The 23,761-nt window shown below is 74.0% G+C and carries 11 protein-coding genes; 7 read left to right on the forward strand and 4 right to left on the reverse strand.

Features of this window, described 5'->3' with window-relative positions:
* Window positions 1–19 precede the first annotated feature (19 nt).
* Window positions 20–1,639, reverse strand: coding sequence for an AMP-binding protein (locus ACZ7KX_RS11495; protein WP_470326268.1), 1,620 nt, complete (start codon window positions 1,637–1,639; stop codon window positions 20–22).
* Between the two features lie 276 nt (window positions 1,640–1,915).
* On the opposite strand from ACZ7KX_RS11495, the gene ACZ7KX_RS11500 reads away from it, so the two are divergent.
* The 4 genes from ACZ7KX_RS11500 to ACZ7KX_RS11515 all read left to right on the forward strand — a co-directional run bounded on the left by ACZ7KX_RS11500 (window position 1,916) and on the right by ACZ7KX_RS11515 (window position 16,844).
* On the forward strand, window positions 1,916–8,236 hold the full coding sequence (locus ACZ7KX_RS11500) for an amino acid adenylation domain-containing protein (RefSeq protein ID WP_470326269.1): 6,321 nt from the start codon (window positions 1,916–1,918) through the stop codon (window positions 8,234–8,236).
* Window positions 8,233–14,748, forward strand: a complete 6,516-nt coding sequence (locus tag ACZ7KX_RS11505) for an amino acid adenylation domain-containing protein (protein WP_470326270.1) — start codon at window positions 8,233–8,235, stop codon at window positions 14,746–14,748. Before ACZ7KX_RS11500 ends, ACZ7KX_RS11505 begins: the two co-directional genes overlap by 4 nt.
* 144 nt (window positions 14,749–14,892) lie before the next feature.
* Window positions 14,893–15,951 (forward strand): guanitoxin biosynthesis L-enduracididine beta-hydroxylase GntD, encoded by a 1,059-nt coding sequence (gntD, locus tag ACZ7KX_RS11510; protein WP_470326271.1) that lies wholly within the window; start codon window positions 14,893–14,895, stop codon window positions 15,949–15,951.
* 116 nt (window positions 15,952–16,067) lie between these two features.
* Complete coding sequence (locus ACZ7KX_RS11515; protein ID WP_470326272.1) at window positions 16,068–16,844, forward strand: SDR family NAD(P)-dependent oxidoreductase; 777 nt, start codon at window positions 16,068–16,070, stop codon at window positions 16,842–16,844.
* 103 nt (window positions 16,845–16,947) lie between these two features.
* On the opposite strand, the gene ACZ7KX_RS11520 is transcribed toward ACZ7KX_RS11515, so the two are convergent.
* Window positions 16,948–18,684, reverse strand: coding sequence for an acyl-CoA dehydrogenase family protein (locus tag ACZ7KX_RS11520; RefSeq protein WP_470326273.1), 1,737 nt, complete (start codon window positions 18,682–18,684; stop codon window positions 16,948–16,950).
* Between the two features lie 202 nt (window positions 18,685–18,886).
* Here ACZ7KX_RS11520 and ACZ7KX_RS11525 point away from each other — a divergent pair, with 202 nt between their 5' ends.
* Together ACZ7KX_RS11525 and ACZ7KX_RS11530 are read left to right on the forward strand one after the other, a co-directional pair.
* A complete protein-coding gene (locus ACZ7KX_RS11525; protein ID WP_470326274.1) occupies window positions 18,887–19,903 on the forward strand; it encodes a ferritin-like domain-containing protein in 1,017 nt (338 codons plus the stop codon).
* A gap of 44 nt (window positions 19,904–19,947) precedes the next feature.
* The gene (locus tag ACZ7KX_RS11530) at window positions 19,948–21,207 is read left to right on the forward strand and encodes a beta-ketoacyl-[acyl-carrier-protein] synthase family protein (protein WP_470326275.1); all 1,260 of its coding nucleotides are present in this window, start codon (window positions 19,948–19,950) and stop codon (window positions 21,205–21,207) included.
* A 179-nt stretch (window positions 21,208–21,386) separates the two neighbouring features.
* On the opposite strand, the gene ACZ7KX_RS11535 is transcribed toward ACZ7KX_RS11530, so the two are convergent.
* On the reverse strand, window positions 21,387–21,722 hold the full coding sequence (locus ACZ7KX_RS11535; RefSeq protein WP_470326276.1) for an acyl carrier protein: 336 nt from the start codon (window positions 21,720–21,722) through the stop codon (window positions 21,387–21,389).
* A 303-nt stretch (window positions 21,723–22,025) separates the two neighbouring features.
* Here ACZ7KX_RS11535 and ACZ7KX_RS11540 point away from each other — a divergent pair, with 303 nt between their 5' ends.
* Window positions 22,026–22,601 carry a hypothetical protein gene (locus ACZ7KX_RS11540; RefSeq protein WP_470326277.1) on the forward strand — a complete coding sequence of 192 codons (576 nt, stop codon included), beginning with the start codon at window positions 22,026–22,028 and terminating at the stop codon, window positions 22,599–22,601.
* Window positions 22,602–22,693: 92 nt separating this feature from the next.
* On the opposite strand, the gene ACZ7KX_RS11545 is transcribed toward ACZ7KX_RS11540, so the two are convergent.
* Window positions 22,694–23,707, reverse strand: a complete 1,014-nt coding sequence (locus ACZ7KX_RS11545; protein WP_470326278.1) for a class I SAM-dependent methyltransferase — start codon at window positions 23,705–23,707, stop codon at window positions 22,694–22,696.
* Window positions 23,708–23,761: the final 54 nt, after the last annotated feature.

Raw genomic sequence — 23,761 nt, forward strand, 5'->3', positions numbered from 1 at the left:
CGCCCCCGGGACCGGCCGGTCAGGCCGGCGTGAGGCTCCGGACGTCGCCGCCCAGTTCGCCGGCGGTCAGCGCCGCCCACATCACCCGGCGGCGCGGCTTGCCGCTGGAGGTGACGGCGAGGCCGCCGCGCGGCACCTCGACCGCGAGCAGGTCGGCCTCGGCGCCCAGGGCCTCGGAGAGCACCGTGTGCGCCGCGGCCTGCCACTGCGGGTCGGGCTTCTCCAGCACCACCACGCCGGTCGCGCGGTCCTCGCGGTGGCCCAGCAGGACCGCCACCCGCCGCTGGGGGATGCCGAGTTCGTGCAGCTTGGCCTCCAGGCTCTCGGCGAAGACCATCTTGCCGCGGACCTTGACGCCGTCGCCGAGGCGGCCGACCACGTAGAGCTGGCCCTCGTGCAGGAAGCCGGCGTCGCCGGTGTGCAGCACCCCGCCGTCGAGCACCGTGCCGGAGGCGGTGCCGGCGGCGCCCTGGTATCGGGTGCCCAGGGTGTTCCCGCTCACCAGCACCTCGCCGACCGTGCGGTCCGGCACCTCGGTGCCCTCGTCGTCCACCACGGTGACCGTGACGCCGCGCAGCGGGCGGCCGCAGCCGACGAAGCGTCCGGCCTGGTCGCCCTCCAGGGTGACCTCGCTCCAGCCCTCGCCGATCGGCAGGCCGGTGACCGCCAGGGTGGCCTCCGCGCCGCCGTACGCGGGCAGCAGCGCGCGCCGGTCGAAGCCGTGCGGGCCGAGCAGCGCCTCGAAGCCCTCCAGCACCTGCGGGTCGATCCGCTCGGCGCCGAGGATCAGCGAGCGGAAGGACGAGAAGTCCAGGCCCTCCAGCTGGGCCGGCTTCACCCGGTGCAGGATGTACGCCAGGCCGAAGTTGGGCATGGCGGTGAGGCCGACCGCGTTGTCGCTGATGCAGCGCAGGTAGCGCAGCGGGGAGCGGATGAAGTCCTCCGGCTGCATCATCCAGCCGTCGCAGCTCATCGTCACGAAGTTGACCATGCAGCCGATCAGGCCCATGTCGTGGTGGACCGGCAGCCAGGAGATGCCCGAGTACTCCGGGTACCACTCCAGCCAGCGGTGCATCGCGTTCACGTCGTTGGTCAGCGCCTCGTGGCCGACCAGCACGCCGCGGGAGCGGCCGCTGGACCCGGAGGTGAACTGGAGCAGCGCGAACTCGGCCGGGGGGTAGGGCTTCGCGGCCGGCTCGACGCCGTCGATGAACGCGTCGAAGACCACCGGCTCGGGCAGGTCGAGGCCTTCGGTGACGGTGCGCACCGGGGCCTGCGACTCCTCGTCGCAGACGATCGCCCGGGGCTGCGCGGTGTCGAAGAGGGCCCGTGCGTGCTCGGCGTAATCGCTGCCGCGCTGGAACGCGAACGGCGGCGCGATCGAGCACGGCGTGCAGCCGGCCGCGATGGCGCCGAAGAACGTCGCCACGAAGCCGGGGCTGCAGCGCTGGACGACCGCCACCACGTCGCCGTCCTGCGCGCCGGCGGCGCGCAGCGCCTCGGCCGTGCGCAGCACCTTGTCGGCCAGCTCGGCGTAGCTGTGGAACTCCCAGGAGTCACCCGGACCGGCGAAGTGCAGGCCGCGCTCCTCCGAGGCCTCCTCGACCCAGTCCAGCAGGGCCCTGTCGGGGATGCTCATTGACCGATTCCTCCCAGATCCTTGCGTTCGTCGGAGCAACGTGGCTGCCGCCCACGGCCGCATCCTCCGGTTCGTACGGGCGGGAGGCCAGGAATCGAGCGGGCAACTCCGGTCCGCCGCACGGCCGGTACCAGCAAGGCCGATTGCCGGTCAGTTTCCTGGTCGGATCACTGCGCGCGCGCAAGCATCGGCGGCGAGAACCGTCAGAGCGGTCCCCGGGCAGCGGCCGGGGGGCCGCCCGTGCCGCCGGCCGACCGCCGTGGAGAGGAGCCAGGTGTGTACCGGGCAAGCGATCGAGAAGGATCCGGTTCGCACTCGCCGACCCGCGGGGCCGGGAACCGCACGCCGCTGACCGCCGCCGGCCGGGCGCTGTGGCTCGCCCAGCAGTTCGCGCCGGACTCGCCGAGGTTCAACCTGGTGCGCCGCTTCGAGATCCGCGGCCCGCTCGACCCCGAGTTGTGGCACCGGGCGATCCGGCAGGCGCACGCGGAGAGCCAGGTCTTCGAGGTGCGCCTGGGCGAGGACGCCGACGGCCCGTACCAGGAGCACCTGGGCCGCTCGAACGCCGGCTGGGACGTCGTCGACCTCGCCGACCGGGCCGACCCCGAACTGGCCGCCCACCGCTGGATCGCCGACCGGATGAGTACCACCTACGACCTGCGGCGCGGCCCGGTGGGCGAGGACGTGCTGCTCCGGCTCGGGGCCGGCCACTGGTTCTGGTACAGCAGCTACCACCACGTGCTGACCGACATCCAGGGCCTGGCCATCCTCACCGAGCGGATCAACGGGCTCTACAAGGCGATGGCGGCCGGCACCGGGCCGGGCGGCCGCCCGCTGCCGTCCTCCCTGCTGCTGCCGCTGGAGGAGGCCGCCTACCTGGCCTCGGAGCAGTACGAGGCGGACCGCGCGTACTGGCTGGAGCGGATGGCCGACCGGTCCGAGCCGGTCACCGTGGCCCCGCGCGCCGCCGACCGGGTGGGCGACGTGCTGCGCGCGCAGACCCTGCTGACCTCGACCCACGCGACCGCCCTGCGCAAGCTGGGCCGGCGCCGGCGCACCGACTGGACGGCGGTGGTCGCGGCCGGGGTCGCCGCCTACCTCGGCGGTCTGAGCGGCCACCAGGACCTGGTCCTCGGCCTGACGGCGACCGTCCGGCGCACCGACACGGCCCGCGCGACCCCGGGCATGCTCGCCAACGAACTCCCGCTGCGCGTCCGGCTGGAGCCGGACATGACGGTGGGCGAGCTGATCGACCACACCTCCGCGCGGCTCGGCGAACTGCTCACCCACCAGCGCTTCCCGCACGAGCACATCCGCCGCGAGCTGGGCATGCGGGACGCGGGCGACCGGCTGTTCCACGCGGCGCTCAACCTGGTGCCCACCGGCGACCGCACCGAGCTGGCCGGCTTCCCGGCCACCGTGACCGGCCTCAACGCCGGCCAGGTCCCCGACCTGGTGCTCACCCTGTTCCCCGACCCGGCCGGCGGGCAGCACGTCCGCCTGGAGGGCAACGAGGCCCGCTACGACCAGGCGGACCTGGACACCCACACCGTCCGGCTGCTGGCCTTCCTGCACCGCCTGGCCGAGGCCGACCCGGACACCCCGCTGGCCCGGCTGCAGCTGGCGACGGCCGTCGAGCAGGACCGGGTGCTGAACGACTTCAACGACACCGAGTGGCCGACCGAGCGGATCACCCTGCCGGCGCTGTTCGAGCGCCAGGCCGCCCGCACCCCGGACGCCGACGCGGTGGACTTCGAGGGGCGCACCCTCACCTACCGGGAGCTCGACGCCCGGGTGAACCGCCTGGCGCGGATGCTGCTCGAACGCGGTGTGCACCGCGGCGGTTTCGTCGCCGTCGCCCTGCCGCGCGGCCTGGACAACCTGGTGGCGCTGCTCGCGGTGATGAAGGCCGGCGCCGTCTACTTCCCGGTGGACCCGGGCTACCCGGCGGACCGGGTGGACGGGATGCTCTCCGACGCCCGGCCCGACCTGATGGTCACCCGGCACGCCGACGGGCTCCCGGCCCGCGACGGCCTGGCCGCGGTGCACCTCGACGACCCCGCGGTGGCCGCCGAGCTGGACGCCGCCGACCCCGCCGAGCCGGCGCCCCCGACCGCGCCGACCCCGGCCGACATCGCGTACATGATCTACACCTCGGGCTCCACCGGCCGCCCCAAGGGCGTGCTGGTGCCGCACACCGGCCTGGCCGACTTCGCCGAGTCCCAGCCCGGCGTGCTGGCGCTGCGCCCGGGCGAGCGGGTGCTGATGATCAGCTCGCCCAGCTTCGACCCGTCGATGTGGGAGCTGTCGGTCTGGCTGATGAGCGGCGGCTGCGCGGTGATCGCCCCGCCGAAGCTGATGCCCGGCCCGCAGCTGGCCGAGTTCATCGCCGAGCACCGGGTCAGCTGCGTGGGCACCGTGCCGTCGGTGCTGGCCGCGTTCCCGCCCGGCTCGCTGCCGGACGACCTGATCATCGCGGTCGGGGCGGAGGCGCTGCCCGCCGAGCTGGTCCGCCGCTGGGGCGGCGCGCACCGGCTGCACAACGTGTACGGCGCCACCGAGAGCACCGTGTTCACCACCATGACCGGCCCGCTGAGCGGGCCCGGCACGCCGTCGATCGGCTCGCCGCTGCACAACGCCCGGGTGTACGTCCTGGACGCGCTGCTGCGCCCGGTGCCGCCCGGTGTCACCGGCGAGATCCACCTGGCCGGCCCCGGCGTCTCGGTCGGCTACCACCGCCGGCCCGACCTCACCGCGCAGCGCTTCGTCGCCGACCCGTGGGGCCCGCCCGGCAGCCGGATGTACCGCACGGGCGACAACGGCTCCTGGGGGCCGGACGGCAAGCTGCACTTCGTCGGCCGCAGCGACCACCAGGTGAAGATCCGCGGCTTCCGGGTCGAGCTCGGCGAGGTGGAGAGCAGACTCACCGCGCACCCCGCGGTCGCCCGGGCCGCCGCGGTGGCCCGGGCCGCGCAGGGCAGTGCGCGCCGCCTGGTCGCCTACGTGGTGCCCGCACCGGGCGCCGCCGTCGAGCCCGCCGAGCTGCGGGCCTGGGTCGGCCGGACCCTGCCGGAGCACATGGTGCCCGCGGCGGTCGTCGTGCTGGACGCGTTCCCGCTCACCTCCAACAACAAGATCGACCGGGACGCGCTGCCGGAGCCCGACATCCGCGGCGGCGCCACCCGCCGGCCGCCGCGCACCCGCACCGAGACCCTGCTGTGCGAACTGCTGCACGAGGTGCTCGGCGCGGAGGGGATCGGCATCGACGACGGCTTCTTCGACCTGGGCGGCGACTCCATCACCGCCGTCCAGCTCGCCGCCCGGGCGGTCAACTCCGGGCTCGCGCTCACCCCGCAGGACGTCCTGACCTACCGCACGGCCGCCACCATGGCCGCGGTCGCCGACGGCGGCCGGGCCGCGGACCTCGACCGGTCGCTGCTGACCGACGCCGGCGGCCCGGCCGAGGGGCTGCCGCTGACCCCGCTGCAGCGCGGCATGCTGTTCCACTCGCTGTACGCCGACGACACCGGCGCCGACCCGTACATCGGCCAGATGGTGTTCGACCTGACCGGCGAGGTCGCGCTCGACCGGCTGCACGCCGCCTGCGACGCCCTGGTCGCCCGGCACGACGCGCTGCGCGCCCGCTTCGACCTCGACGAGCTGGGCGAGGCCCGGCAGAGCGTTCCGGCCCGGGTCACGGTGCCGTGGGCCGAGCACGACCTGCGCGGGCTGGACGCCGAGGAGCAGCGCACCCGTACGGCCGAGCTGCTGGCCGCCGACAAGGCGACCCGCTTCGACCTGGCCCGGCCGCCGCTGCTGCGGTTCGCGGTGGTCAGCACCGCCGACGACCGGCACCTGCTGGTCTTCACCAGCCACCACGTGCTCTTCGACGGCTGGTCCGTCGGGATCATGCTGAAGGACCTGTTCGCGGCCTACTCGGAGGTCTCCGAGCCGTCCGAGCAGGTGTCCTTCGCGGCCTACCTGCGCTGGCAGGACCGCCAGCCGAAGGAGAGCGCCGCGGACGCCTGGAAGCGCGCGCTGGCCGGGGTCGAGCAGCCCTGCCTGGTCGCTCCCGGGGCCGCGCTGACCACCGAGATGCCCGCGCTGACCCGCCGGGCGCTGTCCGGGAAGCTCTCCGCGGACCTGGCCCGCACCGCCCGGACGGCCGGCCTGACCGTCAACACCGTCCTCCAGGGCGCCTGGGCGGCCCTGCTCGGGCAGCTGACCGGCCGGGACGACGTGGTCTTCGGAACCTCGGTCTCCGCCCGGCCGCCGCAGCTGGCCGGGATGCAGGACCTGGTCGGCCTGGTGATGAACACCGTCCCGGTGCGGGTCCGGCTCTCCGCCGAGCGGACCCTGGCCGAGCTGCTCACCGAGGTGCAGGCCGAGCAGGCCGCGCTCGGCGCGCACCACCACCTGGGCCTGGCCGACATCCAGCGCGGCCTCGGCCTGGGCGAACTCTTCGACACCACCATGGTGTTCGAGAACGCGCCGGCCGACCGCGAGGCGATCCGCCGCGCCCTGCCGGGGGTGGAGATCGCCGTCGCCGAGTCCGACCGCACCGGCGTCACCCACTACCCGCTCAGCCTGATCGTCCACCCCGGCCGGCAGCTGCGCCTGGAGCTGACCCACCGCCCCGACCTCTACTCCGCCGAGCAGGCCGAGGCGCTGCTGGGCCGGTTGGAGCGGTACCTGCAGGCCTTCGTCGACTCGCCCGAACTGCCGCTCGGGCGCGTCGGGTTGGTCGACGAGGAGGAGCGCCGTGCGCTGGTCGGGGACGGCGGCTCCACGGCCGTGCCGCACGAGGGGGGCACCCTGCACGGCCTGTTCACCGCGCAGGCCCGCCGCACCCCGGACGCCGAGGCCGTGGTGTACGGCGAGCGCCGGGTCAGCTACGCCGAACTCGACGCGCTCTCGGGGGAGTTGGCCGCCACCCTGGCTGCCGACGGGATCGGCCCCGGCGACGTGGTCGCGGTGGCGCTGCCGCGCGGCGTGGACCTGGTCGTGGCGCTGCTCGCGGTGCTGCGCACCGGCGCCGCCTACCTCCCGCTGGACCCGGAGTACCCGCCGGAGCGCGTCCGGGCGATGACCGAGGACGCCCGCCCGGCGCTCACCCTGGACGAGCGGAGCTTCGCCGAGCTGTCGGCGCGCGAGACCCCGGGCCCGGCGCCGGACCGCGCGGTCGACCCGGTGCACACCGCGTACGTGATCTTCACCTCCGGATCCACCGGCCGCCCCAAGGGCATCGTGGTCGCCCACCGCGGCATCGTGAACTACCTGCGCTGGATGCAGCGCCGCTTCCCGCTGACGCCCGGCGACCGGGTGCTGCAGCGCACCTCGATCAGCTTCGACCCGTCGGTGTGGGAGATCTTCTGGACCCTGCACGCCGGCGCGACGATGGTGGTCGCGCTGCCGGAGGCCGACCAGCACCCCGGCTACCTGCCGGAGCTGATCCGCACCGAGCGCATCCACACCGCGCAGTTCGTGCCGTCCACCCTGGAGCTGTTCCTGCTGGAGCCCGGCGCCGCCGCGTGCGACAGCCTGCGCCAGGTGTTCTGCGGCGGCGAGAAGATGACCGCCGGTCTGGTGGAACGTTTCCGCAAGGCCTGCGACGCCGGTCTGCACAACCTGTACGGCCCGACCGAGGTCTCGATCTACACCACCGGCTGGCAGGCCGGGTCGGAGACCGGCACCGCCGACGTCCCCGTCGGCAGCCCGGCCGACAACCTGCGGGTGTACCTGCTGGACGGCGCCCTGCGCCCCGTCCCGGTCGGCACGCCCGGAGAGATCTACATCGCCGGCACCGGCGTGACCGACGGCTACACCCGCCGACCGCTGCTGACGGCCGAACGGTTCGTCCCCGACCCCTTCGGCCCGCCCGGCACCCGGATGTACCGCACCGGCGACCTCGGCCTGCGCCGCCCCGACGGCGCGGTGCGCTACCTCGACCGCGCCGACCACCAGGTGAAGATCCGCGGCCACCGGATCGAGCTCGGCGAGATCGACTCGGCACTGTCCGCGGTGGACGGCATCCGGCAGGTCGCCACGGTCGTCCGCGAGGACGTCCCCGGCAGCCCGCGGATCGTCTCGTACGCGGTGCCGCAGCCGGGCGCGGTGCCTGATCTGGAGACCGCCCGCAAGCAGGTCGCGGAACAACTGCCCGCGTACATGGTCCCGTCCGCGATCGTGTCGCTGACCGCCCTGCCGCTCACCCCCAACGGCAAGCTCGACCGGACCGCCCTTCCCGCCCCGCAGGCCGGCCGGCGGGAACGGCGCGAGCCGCGCACCGACCGCGAGCGCCTGCTGTGCCGCCTCTTCACCGAGGTGCTCGACGGACAGCAGGTGGGCATCGACGACAACTTCTTCGACCTGGGCGGCGACTCCATCGCCTCCACCCGGCTGGCCGGGCGGGCCCGGATCGCCGGCCTGTCCCTCACCCCACGGGACGTGTTCCGTCACCGCACCGTGGCGGCCCTGGCGGAGGTCGCCACCGGGATCGAGCCCGAGGCGGCCGTCGCCCCGCCCGCGGCGCCGCAGCTCGAACTCGACGCCGACGAGCTCGCCGAACTCGAAGCGCACTGGAGAAGTGGGAAATGAAGCCGACCTCGTTCGACGCGATCTGGCCGTTGACACCGCTGCAGGAGGGCATGCTCTTCCACGCCCTGTACGACGGCGGGCAGGACGGCGTCGACCACTACAACATGCAGCTCCCGATCGAGCTCACCGGAGCGCTGGACCGGGACGCGCTGCGCCGCGCCTGCGAACTGGTCGTGGCCCGGCACCCCGCGCTGCGCGTCGGGTTCCTCCAGCGCCGCTCCGGCGAACCGTTCCAGGCCGTGGCGTCCCGGGTGGAGCTGCCGTGGGCCGAGGTCTCCCTCACCGGCCTCGACCCCGCCGAGCAGCAGCGCCGGCTGCGCGAGGTGCTCACCGGGGAGCGCCACCGCCGCTTCGAGATGACCCAGCCCCCGCTGCTGCGCTTCACCCTGGTCGCGCTGGCCGCCGACCGGCACGTCCTCGTCCTCACCAACCACCACATCCTGATGGACGGTTGGTCGATGCCGGTGGTCGTCGAGGACCTGTTCCGGATCCTCCACCACGGCGGCGACGCCACCGCCCTGGATCCCGCGGTCTCCGTCGGCGACTACCTCGGCTGGCTGAGCACCCGCAACCGCGACGCCACCGAGGCCGCCTGGGGCAAGGCCCTGGCCGGCCTGGAGGGCCCCACCCTGCTCGGCCGCGGCGCCGAACTCGCCGGCGGCGACGTCGCCCAGCACCGGATCCGCCTGGAGCTGGACGAGGAGCGCTCCCGCGCGCTGACCGAGGCCGCCCGCGGCCGCAACCTCACCGTCAACACCGTGATCCAGGGCGCCTGGTCGCTGCTGCTCGCACTGATGACCGGCAGCGACGACGTGGTCTTCGGCTGCACCGTGGCCGACCGCCCGGCCGCCGTCCCCGGCGTGGACCGGGTCGTCGGCCTGCTGATCAACACCGTCCCGGCCCGCGTGCGGATCGACCGCACCGAGCCGTTCGGCGCACTGCTCGACCGCGTCCAGGACGAGCAGGCCGCCCTCGCCGAGCACTCCTGGCTCGGCCTGGCCGACATCCACCGCATCAGCGGGCACGACAGCCTCTTCGACACCACCGTCGCCTTCGAGAACTTCCCGCTGCCGGCCTCCGCCCGCGGCGTCGAGGTCGCCGGCCTGCGCCTCGCGCTCGCCGGTGACGCCGTCGACGAGGTGCCGGAGGGCACCCACTACCCGCTCAGCCTCGCCGTCTTCCCCGGCCCGACCACCGTCTTCGAGCTCAACTACCGCGCCGACCTGTACCCGAGGGCCCGGGCCGAGGCGCTGCTGGAACGCCTGGGCCTGCTGGTCGGGCACGCCGTCGAGCGGCCGGACACCCCGGTCGGCCGGCTCCCGCTGCTCACCGGGGAGGAGCGGCGCCGCATCGAGCGCGCCGCCGCCCCGGCCCCGGTCGCCACACCGCCCGGCACCCTGGTCGAGCTGTTCGAGCAGCAGGCCGCCCGCACGCCGGACGCGCCCGCGGTCGGCTGCGGCACCGAGCGGCTCACCTTCGCCGAGCTCGACACCGCCGCCAACCGGCTGGCCCGGCAGCTGGTCGCCCGCGGCGCCGCCCCCGAGCGGCCCGTGGTGATGGCCCTGCCGCGCACCGCCCAGGCCGTCGTCACCCTGCTGGCGATCCTCAAGTCCGGCGCGGTGTACGTCCCGGTGGACCTCGAACAGCCCGCCGAACGGATCGCCGCCGTCTTCGCCGAACTGCGCCCGCACCTCGTGGTCACCACCGGTGCGTCCGCCGCCCGGCTGCCCGGGGGGACCGAGCGGGTGCTGCTGGACGAACTGCCGCACGAGCCCAACGGCACCGCCCTCACCGACGACGAGCGGATCGCCCCGCTGCGCCCGGAGAACCTGGCGTACACCATCCACACCTCCGGCTCGACCGGCCGCCCCAAGGGCGTGGCGGTCGAGCACCGGTCGCTGGCCAACATGTTCCACAGCCACCGCAACCACCTGTTCGAGCCCGAGCAGGCCGCGGCCGGCCGGCCGCTGCGCGCCGCACTGACCAACTCCCTGGTGTTCGACGCCTCGTGGAGCCAGCTGCTGTGGATGGTCGGCGGGCACGAGCTGCACATGATCGAGGAGGAGCTGCGGGCCGACCCGCACGCCCTGCTCGACCACGTCACCCGGCACGGCATCGAGGTGCTCGACACCACGCCGAGCTTCGCCCGCCAGCTGATCGCCGAGGGACTGCTGGACGAGGGCCGTACGGTCCGCGTGCTCGCGCTCGGCGGCGAGGCCGTCGACGAGCCGCTGTGGCAGCGGCTGCGCGCCGCCGAGGGCCTTTCCGCGTACAACCTGTACGGCCCGGCCGAGTGCACCGTCGACCCGATGTACGCCCGCCTCGCGGCGCACGAGCACCCGGTGATCGGCGGTCCGGCCGACAACCTGCGCGCCCACCTGCTGGACGACGCGCTGCGGCCCGTCCCGCCCGGCGTCACCGGCGAGCTGTACCTGGCCGGCGCCGGCCTCGCCCGCGGCTACCTCGGACAGCGGGTGCTCACCGCCGAGCGCTTCGTCGCCGACCCGTTCGGCGAGCCGGGCGCCCGGATGTACCGCACCGGCGACCGTGCGCAGCGGGACGACGACGGCACCCTGGTCTTCCTCGGCCGCACCGACGACCAGATCAAGATCCGCGGCTTCCGGGTCGAGCCCGGCGAGGTCGAGGCCGTGCTGGCCGCCGACCCGGCCGTGCGGCACGCCGTCGCGGTGGCCCGCGAGGACGGCCCCGGATCCCCGATGCTGGTCGCCTACGTGGTCGCCGCGCCCGGCGCCACCGCGGACGGCGCGGCGCTGCGCGCCCGGGCCGCCGAGGTGCTGCCCGGCTACATGGTGCCGTCCGCCGTGGTCGTGCTGGACGAGCTGCCGGTGACCGTCAACGGCAAGGTGGACAAGGCGGCGCTGCCCGCGGTCCGCTTCGGCGGCGGCGGCGGCGGCGAGGGCGGCGAGCCGCGCGACGAGCAGGAGGAACTGCTCCGCGGGCTGTTCGCCGAGGTGCTGCGGGTCGAGCGGATCGGCATCCACGACAACTTCTTCAACCTGGGCGGCGACTCGCTGCTGTCGATGCGGCTCTCCGCGCTGGCCCGCCGGGCCGGGCTGGCGCTGAGCCCCCGGGACGTCTTCCTGCACCGCACGGTGGCGGCCCTGGTCGCCGCCGCCCGGGATGCCGACCCGGAGTCCGGCGACGCCACCGCCACCGCCACCGCCACCGCCGCCACCGCCACCGCCACCGCCGCCGCCGTCACCGGTGCCGCGGACGAGCCGCTGCCCGAGGGCCCGCTGCTCGACCTGACCGCCGAGGAGAGCGCCGAGATCGAGGCCGCCCACCCCGACGCCGTCGACGTGTGGCCGCTGACCCCGCTCCAGCAGGGCATGAGCTTCCACGCCCTGCTCGCGCCCGACCGGGTCGACCCGTACGTCACCCAGCAGGTCTTCGACCTGGACGGCGAGGTGACGCCCGCCGTCCTGCGCGCCGCCTTCGACACCGTCCTCGCCCGGCACGCCAACCTGCGGGCCCGCTTCGTGCGGCTGCGCTCCGGCCGGGCCGTGCAGGTGATCCCCGAGCGGGTCGGGGTGCCGTGGCAGGAGGTCGACCTCGGCGGCCAGGCCGCCCCGGAGCAGGCCCGCCGGGTCGAGGAGCTGGTGGCCGAGGAGCACGACCGCCCGTTCCCGCCGGGCTCGGCCCCGCTGCTGCGGGCGCTGCTGGTCCGGCTCGCCGACGACCGCCACGTACTGGTCGTGACGGACCACCACATCCTGCTGGACGGCTGGTCGGTGCCGCTGGTCTTCCGCGAGGTCTTCGCCGCGTACGCCACCGGCGGCTCCGCAGAGGGGCTGCCGGAGCCGGTGCCGTTCCGCCGGGTGCTCGCCTGGCTCTCCGGCCGGGACGGCGCGGCGGCCGGCACGGCCTGGGCCGGTGCCCTGGCCGGCCTGGACGAGCCCACGCTGGTCGCCCCGCACGCCGACCTGTCGGTGCTGGCCGGGCAGGGCACCGTCCACCAGGTCCTGGACGCGGAGGCCTCCGCCCGGATCACCGCCGCGGCCCGCGCCGCCGGGATCACCGTGAACACCCTGGTGAACGGCGCCTGGGCGATCGCCCTGGAGCGGCTGACCGGCCGCGGCGACGTCGTCTTCGGCGCCGCGGTGTCCGGGCGCACGCCCGAGCTGCCGGGCGTCGAGGACGCGATCGGCCTGGTCATGAACACCGTGCCGTTCCGGGCCGTGCTCGATCCGGCGGAGCCGCTGTCCGCCGCTCTGGTCCGGATGCAGACCGAGCAGTCCGAGCTGATCGCCCACCACCACCTCGGGCTGCCGGAGATCCAGCGGGCCGTCGGCCTCGGCGAACTCTTCGACACCATCGTCGGCTTCGAGAACGCCGGGGTCCACCACCCCGAGGTGCGCCGGCCGGTGCCCGGACTGGACATCGGGCTGCGCGAGCCGTCCGTCCCCGGCTCCGCGCACTACCCGCTGCGGCTGCTGGCGCGCCCGGGCGAGCACCTGGACCTCAAGCTCCACTACCGCACCGACCTCTACGGCGAGGCCGAGGCGGGCGACCTGCTGGCCTCGGTGCTGCGGGTGCTGGAGACCTTCGCCGAGGCGCCGCGGACCCCGCTCGCCGCGCTCGACCTGCTGTCCGCGACCACCCGGGAGACCGTCCTGGAACGGTGGGCCGCGACCGCCCCCGCCGCGCCCGCGGCCACCATCCCGGAGCTGTTCGCCCAGCGGGTCGCCGAGCACCCCGGGGCGCCGGCCGTGCTGACCGGCACCGAGGAGCTGAGCTACGCCGAACTCGACGCCCGGGCCAACCGGACGGCGCGCGTCCTGCTGTCGCACGGGGCCGGCCCGGAGCGCATCGTCGCGGTGCTGCTGCCCCGCAGTGCCGAGCTGGTCACCACCATCCTGGCGATCTGGAAGAGCGGCTCCGTCCACATGCCGGTGGACACCGACTACCCGGCGGACCGGATCGGGTTCATGCTCACCGACGCCCGGCCGGACCTGATCCTGGCCGCGCCCGAAGCCGTCGCGAAGATCCCGGCCGGACTGCGCGACCGGGTCGTCACCACCGACGGGCTCGCCGCCCCGGCGGACACCCCCTCCGGCGAGGTGACCGACGTCGAGCGCGGCCGCCCGCTGCTGCCCGGCTGCGGCGCGTACGTCATCTTCACCTCGGGCTCCACCGGCCGCCCCAAGGGCGTCCTGGTCACCCACGCCGGCCTGGCGAGCTTCCTGGCGACCCAGCGTCGGCACCTGGACCTCGGCCCCGGCCGCAAGGTGCTGTGGTTCGCCTCGCCCAGCTTCGACGGCGCCATGGGCGAGCTCAACACCGCGCTGCTGAGCGGCTCCTGCGTGGTCGTCGGCAGCTACGAGGAGATGCTCCCCGGGCAGCCGCTGGCCGACTGGGTGGCCCGGACCGGGGTGCAGACCCTGACCGTCCCGCCGTCCTCGCTGGCCGCCATGGCCGACGGCAGCCTGCCGGAGGGGATCACGATCGTCACCGGCGGCGAGGTCCTGCCGCCCGAGCTGGTGGCCCGCTGGGCCCCGGGCCGGCGGATGCTGAACATCTACGGCCCGACCGAGACGACGATCATCGCGACGGTCGGCGGCCCGCTGGAGCCCGGCGTCGCCGTGTCGATCGGCGTCCCCGTCGTCGGCGCCCGGATCCGGGTCCTGGACCACTGCCTGCGCCCGCTGCCCGCCGGGGTGCCCGGCGAGGTGTACATCTCCGGAGCCGGCCTGGCCCGGGGCTACCTGCACCGCGCCGACCTCACCGCGAGCCGCTACGTCGCCGACCCCTTCGGCGGGCCCGGCGCCCGGATGTACCGCACCGGCGACATCGCCCGCTGGCTGCCGGACGGCCGCCTCGACTACGTGCGCCGGGCCGACGACCAGGTGAAGCTGCGCGGCTTCCGGATCGAGCCGGGCGAGATCGAGGCCGTGCTGGCCACCGACCCGGGCGTGCGGCACGCCACCGTGCAGCTGCGCGAGGACACCCCCGGCGCGCGGCAGCTGGTCGCCTACGTCGTCCCGGCCGGGCCGGCCGGCACCGACCCCGCCGCGCTGCGCGAGCTGGTCGCCGCCCATCTGCCCGAGTACATGGTGCCGGCCGCCGTGGTCGAGATCCCCGAGCTGCCCACCACCCCGCACGGCAAGCTGGACCGCGCCGCGCTGCCCGCCCCCCGCTTCGCCGGCGCCGAGGGCGGCCGGGAGCCGCGCACCCCGCGCGAGGAACTGCTGCGGCAGCTCTTCGTGGACGTGCTCCGGGTCGAGCGGATCGGCATCGACGACAGCTTCTTCGCGCTCGGCGGCGACTCGATCATGTCGATCAAGCTGGTCACCGCGGCGCGCGAGGCCGGGCTGGAGATCTCCCCGCGGGACGTCTTCACCCACAAGACCGTCGCCGAACTGGCCGCCGTGGCCGGCGAATCGGTGCCGGAGGCCGCCGACGGGGAGGCGGAGGAGGCCGAGGAACCGCTCGTCGACCTCGACCAGGACGAACTCGACGAGTTCATCGCCAGGTTCGCCGACGAGGACTGACCGACCCGGGCGGAGGAGCCAGCCGGGACCCTGCTCGGCCCTCCGCCCGTGACACCACCCGCCGCCCGCCCCGCGCCGACGGCACAGGACCATCCGCCCGCCCCACCCGGCCGACCCGGTCGGAGAACAGCAAAGGAACGCCTGATGCTCCGTCAAGAACCGTCCGCTGCCACCGCTCCGACCCGGTTCGAGGGCCGCCTGGCCGAGTACGCCCTGAGCCCGGACGAGGCCGCCGAGCTCGCCCGGGCCGCCCACAAGACCGCCGACGACTGCGGCAACCCGCTGGACGAGGAGTTCTACGACCGCGCCTGGCAGTTCGACCGGATGCTGCCGGTCGGCCTGCAGTCCTTCCTGGCCGACTTCCGCCGCCGCGAGCCCGCCGCCGCCTGCCTGGTGCACGGCCTCCCGGTGGACGACGTCGAGCTCGGCCCGACCCCGGCGCACTGGCGCGACGCCATCGCGGCGGAGACGGCCCGCACCCAGGAGGCCATGCTGGCGCTGGTCGGCCTGGCGCTGGGCGAGCCCTTCGGCTGGGCCACCCTCCAGGAGGGCAGCATCATCCAGAACGTCCTGCCGATCCGCGGCGACGAGGACCGGCAGAGCGGCTACGGCAGCGAGGCCCTGCTGGAGTTCCACACCGAGGACGGCTTCCACCCCAACCGCTGCGACTACCTGATCCTGCTCGGCTTGCGCAACGCCGACCGCGTGCCGACCATCGTCGCCTCCGTCCGGGACGTCGAACTCGACGACTGCACCCGGGAGGTGCTCGCCCAGGACCGCTTCCACATCCTCCCGGACACCGAGCACGTCCGGCAGCTGGAGACCTCCGACCCGGACCACCCGGCGCTCGCCAAGCTCCGCCGGATGGCCGACGACCCCACGCCGACCAGCGCGCTGTTCGGCGACGGCCTCTCCCCGTACCTGCGCATCGACCTGCCGTTCATGCGCTGCGTCGGGGACGACCCGGAGGCCGTCGAGGCCCTGGACCGGCTGATGGCGGAGCTGACCCGGGTCCAGCAGGAGGTGGTGGTCGGCCCCGGCACCCTGCTGGTCGTGGACAACTACCAGGCCGCGCACGGGCGGCGCTCCTTCAAGGCCCGGTACGACGGCACCGACCGGTGGCTGAAGAAGATCACCGTCAGCCGCAACCTCCGCCGCAACATGGCCGGTTACGCCCCCGACCGGCACCGGGTCATCGTCTGACCCGGGCAGCGGCCCGCACCCGCCGCCCGCTCCGCACCCGCTCCGCACCCGCACACCCAGCCGGGACCCGGCCGCTCCGGCGGCCGGGCCCGGCGTCCTCCGAAAGGCCCCCGTCCATGCGCACAGTCATCGTCTCCGGCGCCTCCAGCGGCATCGGGAAGGCCACCGCCGAGCGGTTCGCCGCCTCCGGCGACCACGTGGTGAACCTCGACATCACCGAGCCCGCGGCCCCGGCGGCGGGACTGGACGGCGGCCCCGGGTCGGTGAGCTTCCTGGAGGTCGACGTCGCCGACTGGCAGGCCGTCAAGGTGGCCGTCGACACCGTGCACGCCGCCCGGGGCGGCCTGGACGTGGTGATCGCCAACGCCGGCATCAGCATCCGCAGCGGCGTGCTCGAACTGACCGAGGCCGACGTGCGCCGCGCCGTCGACGTCAACCTGGTCGGCGTGCTGGCCCTGTGGCGGCACTCGGCCCCGTACCTGCTCGGCCAGGGCCACGGCGTGCTGCTCGCCACCGCCTCGGTCAACGGCAGCCGCGGCTACCCGCTCTACGCGCCGTACAACGCAACCAAGGCCGGTGTGGCCTCGCTCTGCCAGACCTTCGCCATGGAGCTCAGCCCGCTGGTGCGCACCGCGTGCGTCACCCCCGGCGCGGTGCTGACCCCGATGCAGCGCGCCGAGTACACCGACGCCATGCTGGACGAGGTCAACGAGCGCATCCCGGCGCGCCGGCACGCCTCCCCGGAGGAGATCGCCGAGGTCTTCCACTTCCTCGCCTCCGACCGGGCGAAGTTCGTCACCGGCCAGGAGTTCGTGGTGGACGGCGGCGAGACGGCCGGCGCCACCACCGCGTTCTTCCCCGGCCCCCTCGCGCCCGGTTCCGCCCAGGTCTAGGGAAGGCCGGCGCAAGGAGGGCGGTGTCGACCCCGTGGTCGGCACCGCCCTCCGTCGTCCTGCTGTTGTCCTCCCGCCGTTCCGGCCCGCCCGCCGGCCCTGCTCAGACCCGCGCGCCGTGCTCCAGCACGGCCTCCAGGCCGAAGTACCGCCGGCTGACCCGGCACTCCTCCATGACGGCCTCCAGCCCCGGCAGGTACGCCTCCTGCTCGTCCAGCACCACGTCCCGGTCCAGCCGCTGCAGCAGTCGGCGGAGCACCAGGACGAGCCAGCCCGCGTCCGGCGCGGAGCCACGGTTGTGCAGCCAGACGTGCACGCAGGAGGCGGCGGCGTGGAAGACGCAGTGGTCCTCCGCGGTGCGCGAGCCGGCCACCGAGGCCGCGTCGATGCCGTGCTCGGCGACGCGGCCGTAGAGCGCGGCCCGGCGGCGGTCCAGCTCGGCGACCGCCTCGGCCAGGTCGCGGGCCTGCCCGGGGGCGCACTCGGCCGCGGCCACCCGGTCCAGCCGCTCCGCCGCGGTGCGCCAGCCCCGGGTGATCTCGTCCTGCCCGTTGGTCGCCAGGGCCAGCCCGTTGCCGTCCGGCTCCCAGACCGGGGCCTCGACGGAGAGGTCGAACAGCCGCTCCAGCAGATCCTCGGAGCCCTCGGCGGCCCGGTCCACGAGCGGGGCCAGCGCGGCCAGCTGGGTCGCGATGTTGAACAGGTTGACGTGCGTGGTGCCCTCGAAGATCGAGGTGATGCAGTGGTCCCGGCGGATCTTCTGGAAGGCGCCGGAGGCGACCAGCTCGCGCAGGTAGCCGCGCGCCGCGAGGACCTTGGACATCTGCTCCATGGTCTCCTCGCCGATCACCGGCACCAGGTACTTCACCACCGAGGACCAGAGCGCCAGCCGTGCCGGGGCGAGGGTCAGCGCCCGGGCCACCGGGATCGTCACGCAGTCGGCGACCAGCAGGTCCAGGTGCGCGTCGACGAGGTGCCGGCGGACCACCGGGAGGCGGTGGATCGCGGCGCCGTAGAGCCGGCGCTCGTGCGCGTAGTCCAGCCCGATCCGCAGCACGGCGTCCATGCTGCCGAGGGACATGCCGCCGATCGCGGTGCGGGTGATCTGCAGGGTGCGGACGGTGTCGATCAGTGCGCGGCCGGGCCGGCCGATGACCGCGCCGGCCGCGGGCACCCGGGAGCCGGTGAACCGGATGCCGCTCACGTCGTGGCCGCGCAGGCCGAGGGCGCGGACGATCGGCTTCGGCTCGACGCTGTCCGGGTCCAGCTCCCGCCGGTCGACGAGCAGCAGCACCGGTCCGCGCGGGCCCTGCGCCAGCACGGTGTAGAAGCGGGCCCGGTTGCCGTTGCCCACCGGCCACTTCTCGCCGTCCAGCACGTAGTCCTCGCCGTCGGGAACGGCGGTGGTGGCCGTGGTGGTGAGGTCGCTGCCGACCTCCGCCTCGGAGACGGCGAAACACAGCTTGTCCCCGGCGGTCACCGCCTCGGCGATCCGCTTCTGCTGGTCGGGCGTTCCCCACAGCCAGACCGGCTGGCAGCCGAGCATGCTGGAGCCGAACATCACCGCCATGGTCAGGTTCCGCCGGGCCAGCGAGCGGGTCACCGCGAGCACCGATTCGAGGTTGAGCATCGTCCCGCCGGCCACCGCCGGGACGAGGCGCTCCGGCAGGCCCCAGTCCAGGAGCAACCGCTCGGCGCCGGGCGGGACTTCACCGATTTCCTCGTGCTCCACGACCTCGGCGAAGGCGAACGGGCCGGACGCGGCCAGCGGGTCGCCCAGCAGTCCCTCCAGCTCCGCGGTCAGTCGACGGGTCGGGCGGGGAACGGAATTCGGTTCCATACGACTGGCTCCTGTGCACGGGAATACGGAACGCCCAGCGTGTTCCGGTGCAGTGTCGTCAGGAGGTCTTCCGCACTTCCAGGCAGCGGCGCAGGCAACTCGTCATGCCTGCAAGTTGCCCAGTGAGTGCCTAGGTTCTGCGGGTTGTCCGTCCGAGAGTATCCGGTGTGGCAGTACGTCAATCCGAAGGAGCCCGGCGGCGATGAACACCGAATTCCACGACGAGCGGGAAACCGTGCTGTTCACCCTGGACCGGACCAGGGAGAGTCTGATGGAGGTCGACGCCGCGTTCAAGGCCAATCTCAACTGGAACTACGGCGAGCGCAACAACCGGCTCTGGGCGCTCTACGAGAAGAGCAAGATCGTGCAGTGGAATGCCGCGACCGATATCGACTGGAACCACGAGGTCCGGTTCGGTGCGCTCCTGGACGAGGGCCAGAGCACCGGTCTGCAGAACTTCCGTGGCCCGGGCAGCCCGGTGCCCGAGGAGCTGATCAACCAGTTCCGCTGGGAGTACCTGTCCTGGATGATCAGCCAGTTCCTGCACGGTGAACAGGGCGCGCTGGTGACCACCGCCCGGCTGGTGGAGACCGTGCCCGACATGGAGGCCAAGATCTACGCGGCCGCCCAGGTCGCCGACGAGGCGCGGCACGTCGAGGCGTACGCCAAGTACATCGACGAGAAACTGGGCAACTGCTACCCGATCAATCCGGGGCTCAAGTCGCTGCTGCGCGACCTGCTCTCGGAATCCGACTGGGACATCGTCTACCTCGGCATGCAGGTGATCGTCGAAGGCCTCGCCCTGGCCGCGACCCGACTGGCGGGCACCGGATTCGGCGAGCCGATCATCACCCAGATCACCCGGATGATCGCCCGGGACGAGGCGCGGCACATCGGTTTCGGCGTGGTCTCGCTCACCGGAATGTACGAGCAGATGAACAGCAAGGAGCGCGCGGAGCGGGAGGAGTTCCTGCTGGAGTCGATCTTCCTGATGTCCCGCCGGTTCCTGCTGCGCGAGGTGTGGGAGCGCATGGAGCTGGACGTCGAGGCCGGCATCACCTTCGCGATGAACGACCCGATGATGTTCGGCTACCGCCAGCTGCTGTTCCAGCAGGTGATCCACATCCTGCGGCAGGTCGGCCTGCTCAGCCCGAAGCTGCGCGACCTGTTCCTGAGCGAGCAGCTGGCCAAGCCGGAAGCCTTCGTCGGCGTCAACTGACCCGGACGACGAGAACGAAGTCGAGAACGAATCGGAGGAGCCGCATGCCTGCGCAGCGCGACGACGTCGTCATCACCGGGCTCGGCGCCACCACGCCGCTGGGCGGCGACGCCCGGTCCACCTGGACGGCACTGCTCGACGGGGTCTCGGCGGCGGTCGCGATCACCGAGCCCTGGGCCGAGGGACTGCCGGTGCGGATCGCCGCCCCGGCCGCCGTGGAGCCGGCCCCGCTGATCGACCGGGTCCAGGCCCGGCGCACCGACCGTTCCGCGCAGTTCGCGCTGCTGGCGCAGCGGGAGGCCTGGCAGGACGCGGGCTTCAGCGCCGCCGCGGGCGCACCGGGGCACCCCGAACCGGAGCGCCTCGCGGTGGTCGTCGGCAGCGGCATCGGCGGCCTGAGCACCCTGCTGCCGGCGCACGACCTGATCCGGGCCGGGGACACCCGCCGGGTCTCGCCGTTCACCCTGCCGATGCTGATGAACAACGCCGCGGCCGCGCTGTGCGCACTGGAGCTGAACGCCACCGCGGTGGCCCACGCGCCCTCGACGGCCTGCGCGGCCGGCGCCGACGCCCTCGCGGCGGGGCTGGACCTCATCCGCCTGGGCCGGGCCGACGTGGTGGTGGCCGGCGGTACCGAGGCGGTCATCAACCCGATGGCGATCACCGCCTTCGCGGCGATGAAGGCGCTGTCCCGCAACAACGACGCCCCGGCCTGCGCCTCCCGGCCCTTCGACAAGAAACGGGACGGCTTCGTCCTGGGCGAGGGCGCGGCGGTGCTGGTGCTGGAGTCCGCCGAGCACGCCCGGCAGCGCGGGGCCCGGGTCTACGCCGGGTTCGCCGGGGCCGGGGCGAGCGCCGACGCGCACCACATCACCCGTCCGCACCCGGAGGGCGAGGGGATGGCGCGGGCCATCCGGCGCGCGCTCGCGGACGGCGGGTTGGAGCCGGCCGAGGTCGGCCACGTCAGCGCGCACGCCTCCTCCACCTCGGTGGGCGACGCGGCGGAGGCGCTGGCGATCCGGACCGCGCTGGACGGCGTGCGGCCGGCCGTGTCGGCGGTCAAGTCGTCCGCCGGGCACCTGATCGGCGCCTCCGGCGCACTGGCCGCGCTGACCACCGTGCTGGCCCTGCACCACCGCACCGCGCCGCCCACCATCAACCTGGACGACCTGGACGACGCGATCGACCTGGACGTGGTCCGGGTCGCGCCCCGCCCGCTGCCCGCCGGGCCGCTGGCGGCGCTCACCCAGAGCGCGGGCTTCGGCGGGCACAACACCGTGCTGGCCTTCCGCGCCGGGGCGTGAGCTCCCCGCACCGCGCGCGAGACGGCCCGGGGCGTGCGCCCCGGGCCGTCTCGCGCGCCCGCTACCGGGCATGAGTCCGCCCCCGGTCAGGTCGGCTCTCCTGACCCGGGGGCGGTGGCGGGGCGTGCGGGTGGGTGCGGTGCGGGCGGGTGCGTGCGGTGTTCCCGGCTGTCCCGCGGTCAGGACGCCGGCGGCCAGTCGCCGCCGAGCGGGACGACGATGGACTCCAGGTGGTCGACGGTCGGCAGCGCGCCCTCGCCCTCGTCCAGCAGCTCCCGGACGAGCTCGACGAGCTCGTGGACGGTCTCCAGCGACGAGGCCCGCTCCTGGGGCAGGCCGTCGAACTCGAAGACGTCCTCGATGGTGAGGCCCAACTGGACCATCGCGAGCGAGTGGTAGCCCAGTTCGCTGACGAGCTTGGTGTCCGGACCGATCGGGTCCTTCTTGGCCGGCGCGATGAGGAGGACCAGCTGGCTGATCACAGCAGGGATCTGGTCGGAGGCGATGTCGGTCATACAGGGATCGTCGCCGCGCGGGGGTCCGACATTCCAGGCATCGCCTCCGGCAACGACTCGGCAAGATCGCACCTTGGGTGACCGCGCCGACCCGGCGGGTGACGGGATTGCCGCCGGTTTGCCTGGAGACCGGCCGGGCCGGCCCCCTATGCTCGGAGCATGGGCACCCGTGCGCTCCCTGAGCCACCGTCAACAGTCGTGACGGTCAACCCGGTTGGGGCTCGGCGGCGGCGACTGCGGGGGGTCCGCCTGCCGCACGGCACGTGGCCCGACCATCACCCCTGACACCACCGAGGTGGCTCTATGACGCTGTTGGCATCCTGGGGATCCCTGGCCGCTCAGCCCTCGCCCGCGGACGACACGCTCTTCGCCGTGATCAACGTGGCGTTCATCGTCCTCATCACGGCGATCGTCCTCGTCTCCCAGTTCAGCGTCCGCGACGTCAGGGCCCAGACCTTCCTGTGGGTCGCGATGCTCGTGCTGCGCGGCTTCCTGCCGCCGGGCCCCGCCGAGGCGACGGTGACCGGCGTCGTCTTCCTGGTCATCGGCCTGGCGTTCTCACTGGTCTTCGGCTACTACCGAGGTCTGACGATGCCCATGTGGCGGGACCAGACCGGCCGGCTGCTGCGCAAGGGCGGCCGGACGACCGCCAAGCTGTGGGTGGCGAACCTGGCCGAGCGGCTGGTCGTCGGCGGCGTCGAAGCGGTGTTCTTCCACGGCCGGTTCAACGGCAACGGGGTCTGGCTCGGGGTCGGGGTGACGCTGGCCGTGCAGCAGGCCGTGATGATGCGCCGCGCTCCCGGCATCACCGAGGTCCGGCCCACCGGTCCGGGTCGCACCGTGCCCGCGGTCGAGCAGCCCGACGCCCGGACGAACTGACCCGCGGGCCGTACCGGCCGGCCGCGGGCCGATTCACCGCGCGTAGCGAGAAGTGCTCCGAGGCCCACGGCCCCGGAGCACTTTCCGTGTCGTCAGTCGGCGAGCGGTTCGAGCTCGAAGATCACGCTGTCCGCCGGGGTCACCACGCGGTGCGCCTCGACCAGGCGCCAGCCGCCCTCCTCGAACACCCCGTGCCACTCCTGGAGGGTCGGCAGGTAGGCACCCATCATGCGGTGCGCGACCTCGAAGCCCAGCGTGAAGACCGGGATCTCGGGGTCCGGGATGTCGGTGGTCATCGCGGTGTCGCCGAGCAGGAAGCGCTTGACGTTGGGGAACGCCTTGCGCAGCCCGCGCAGGGAGGTGACGCAGTTCTCCCGCGGCCAGAAGTCGTGGCCCATCAGGAAGGAGGTCAGGAGGTCGACGTCGGCGAACTCGGGGTGCGGCTGGGGGTTGGTGGCGTCGTCCTTGACGAAGGACACCTTGCCCTCGAAGCCGGCCTCCTTGGTCGAGGCCCGGGCCACGCCCAGCGCGCCCTCGGCGATGTCGATGCCGAGGCCGGTCGCGTCCGGGTTCTGCCGCAGCACGCTGATGATGCGCTCGCCGCTGCCGCAGCCGAGGTCGGCGATCTTGCGGAACCCGCCGACCGAGCCGAGGGCCTTCTTGAACACCGGGTCGAAGAAGTTGGCGTTGATGTCGCGGCAGGCGATCGCGATGGCGGCGGAGTCACGGCGGTAGAAGCTGCCGACCCGGTTCTCGTTCTTCAGTACGGCGGGCATGTCGGCGAAGAGCGCCGCGCAACCGCGGGACAGCCAGTGGTAGAAGGCCTTGGCGCGGTACACCTCGGCGAAGTTCACATCGGTGGTGATCAGGGTGCCCTGCCGCTGGACGACGCGGACGCTGGCCAGGGCCTGGAACATCCCCTCGACCGCGTACTGGTCGAGGCCGTTGCGTTCGGAGAACTCGGCGACGTCCAGCTTGTCCTGGTCCGCCAGCTCTTCGAGCGCCCCGGCCTCCCAGGCGGCACCGATCGCCGAGGAAGCGACGGTGGCGTTGAAGATGTCGGCGGCGGTCATTCTCGCCGCTCCGAGCACGAGGTTGTCGGTCACGTCCTGGTCCCCTCTGAGGAATGGAATCCGGCAGGCCGGACGGGAGGTCCGGCC

The organism is Kitasatospora sp. NPDC038210 (genome assembly GCF_055600605.1).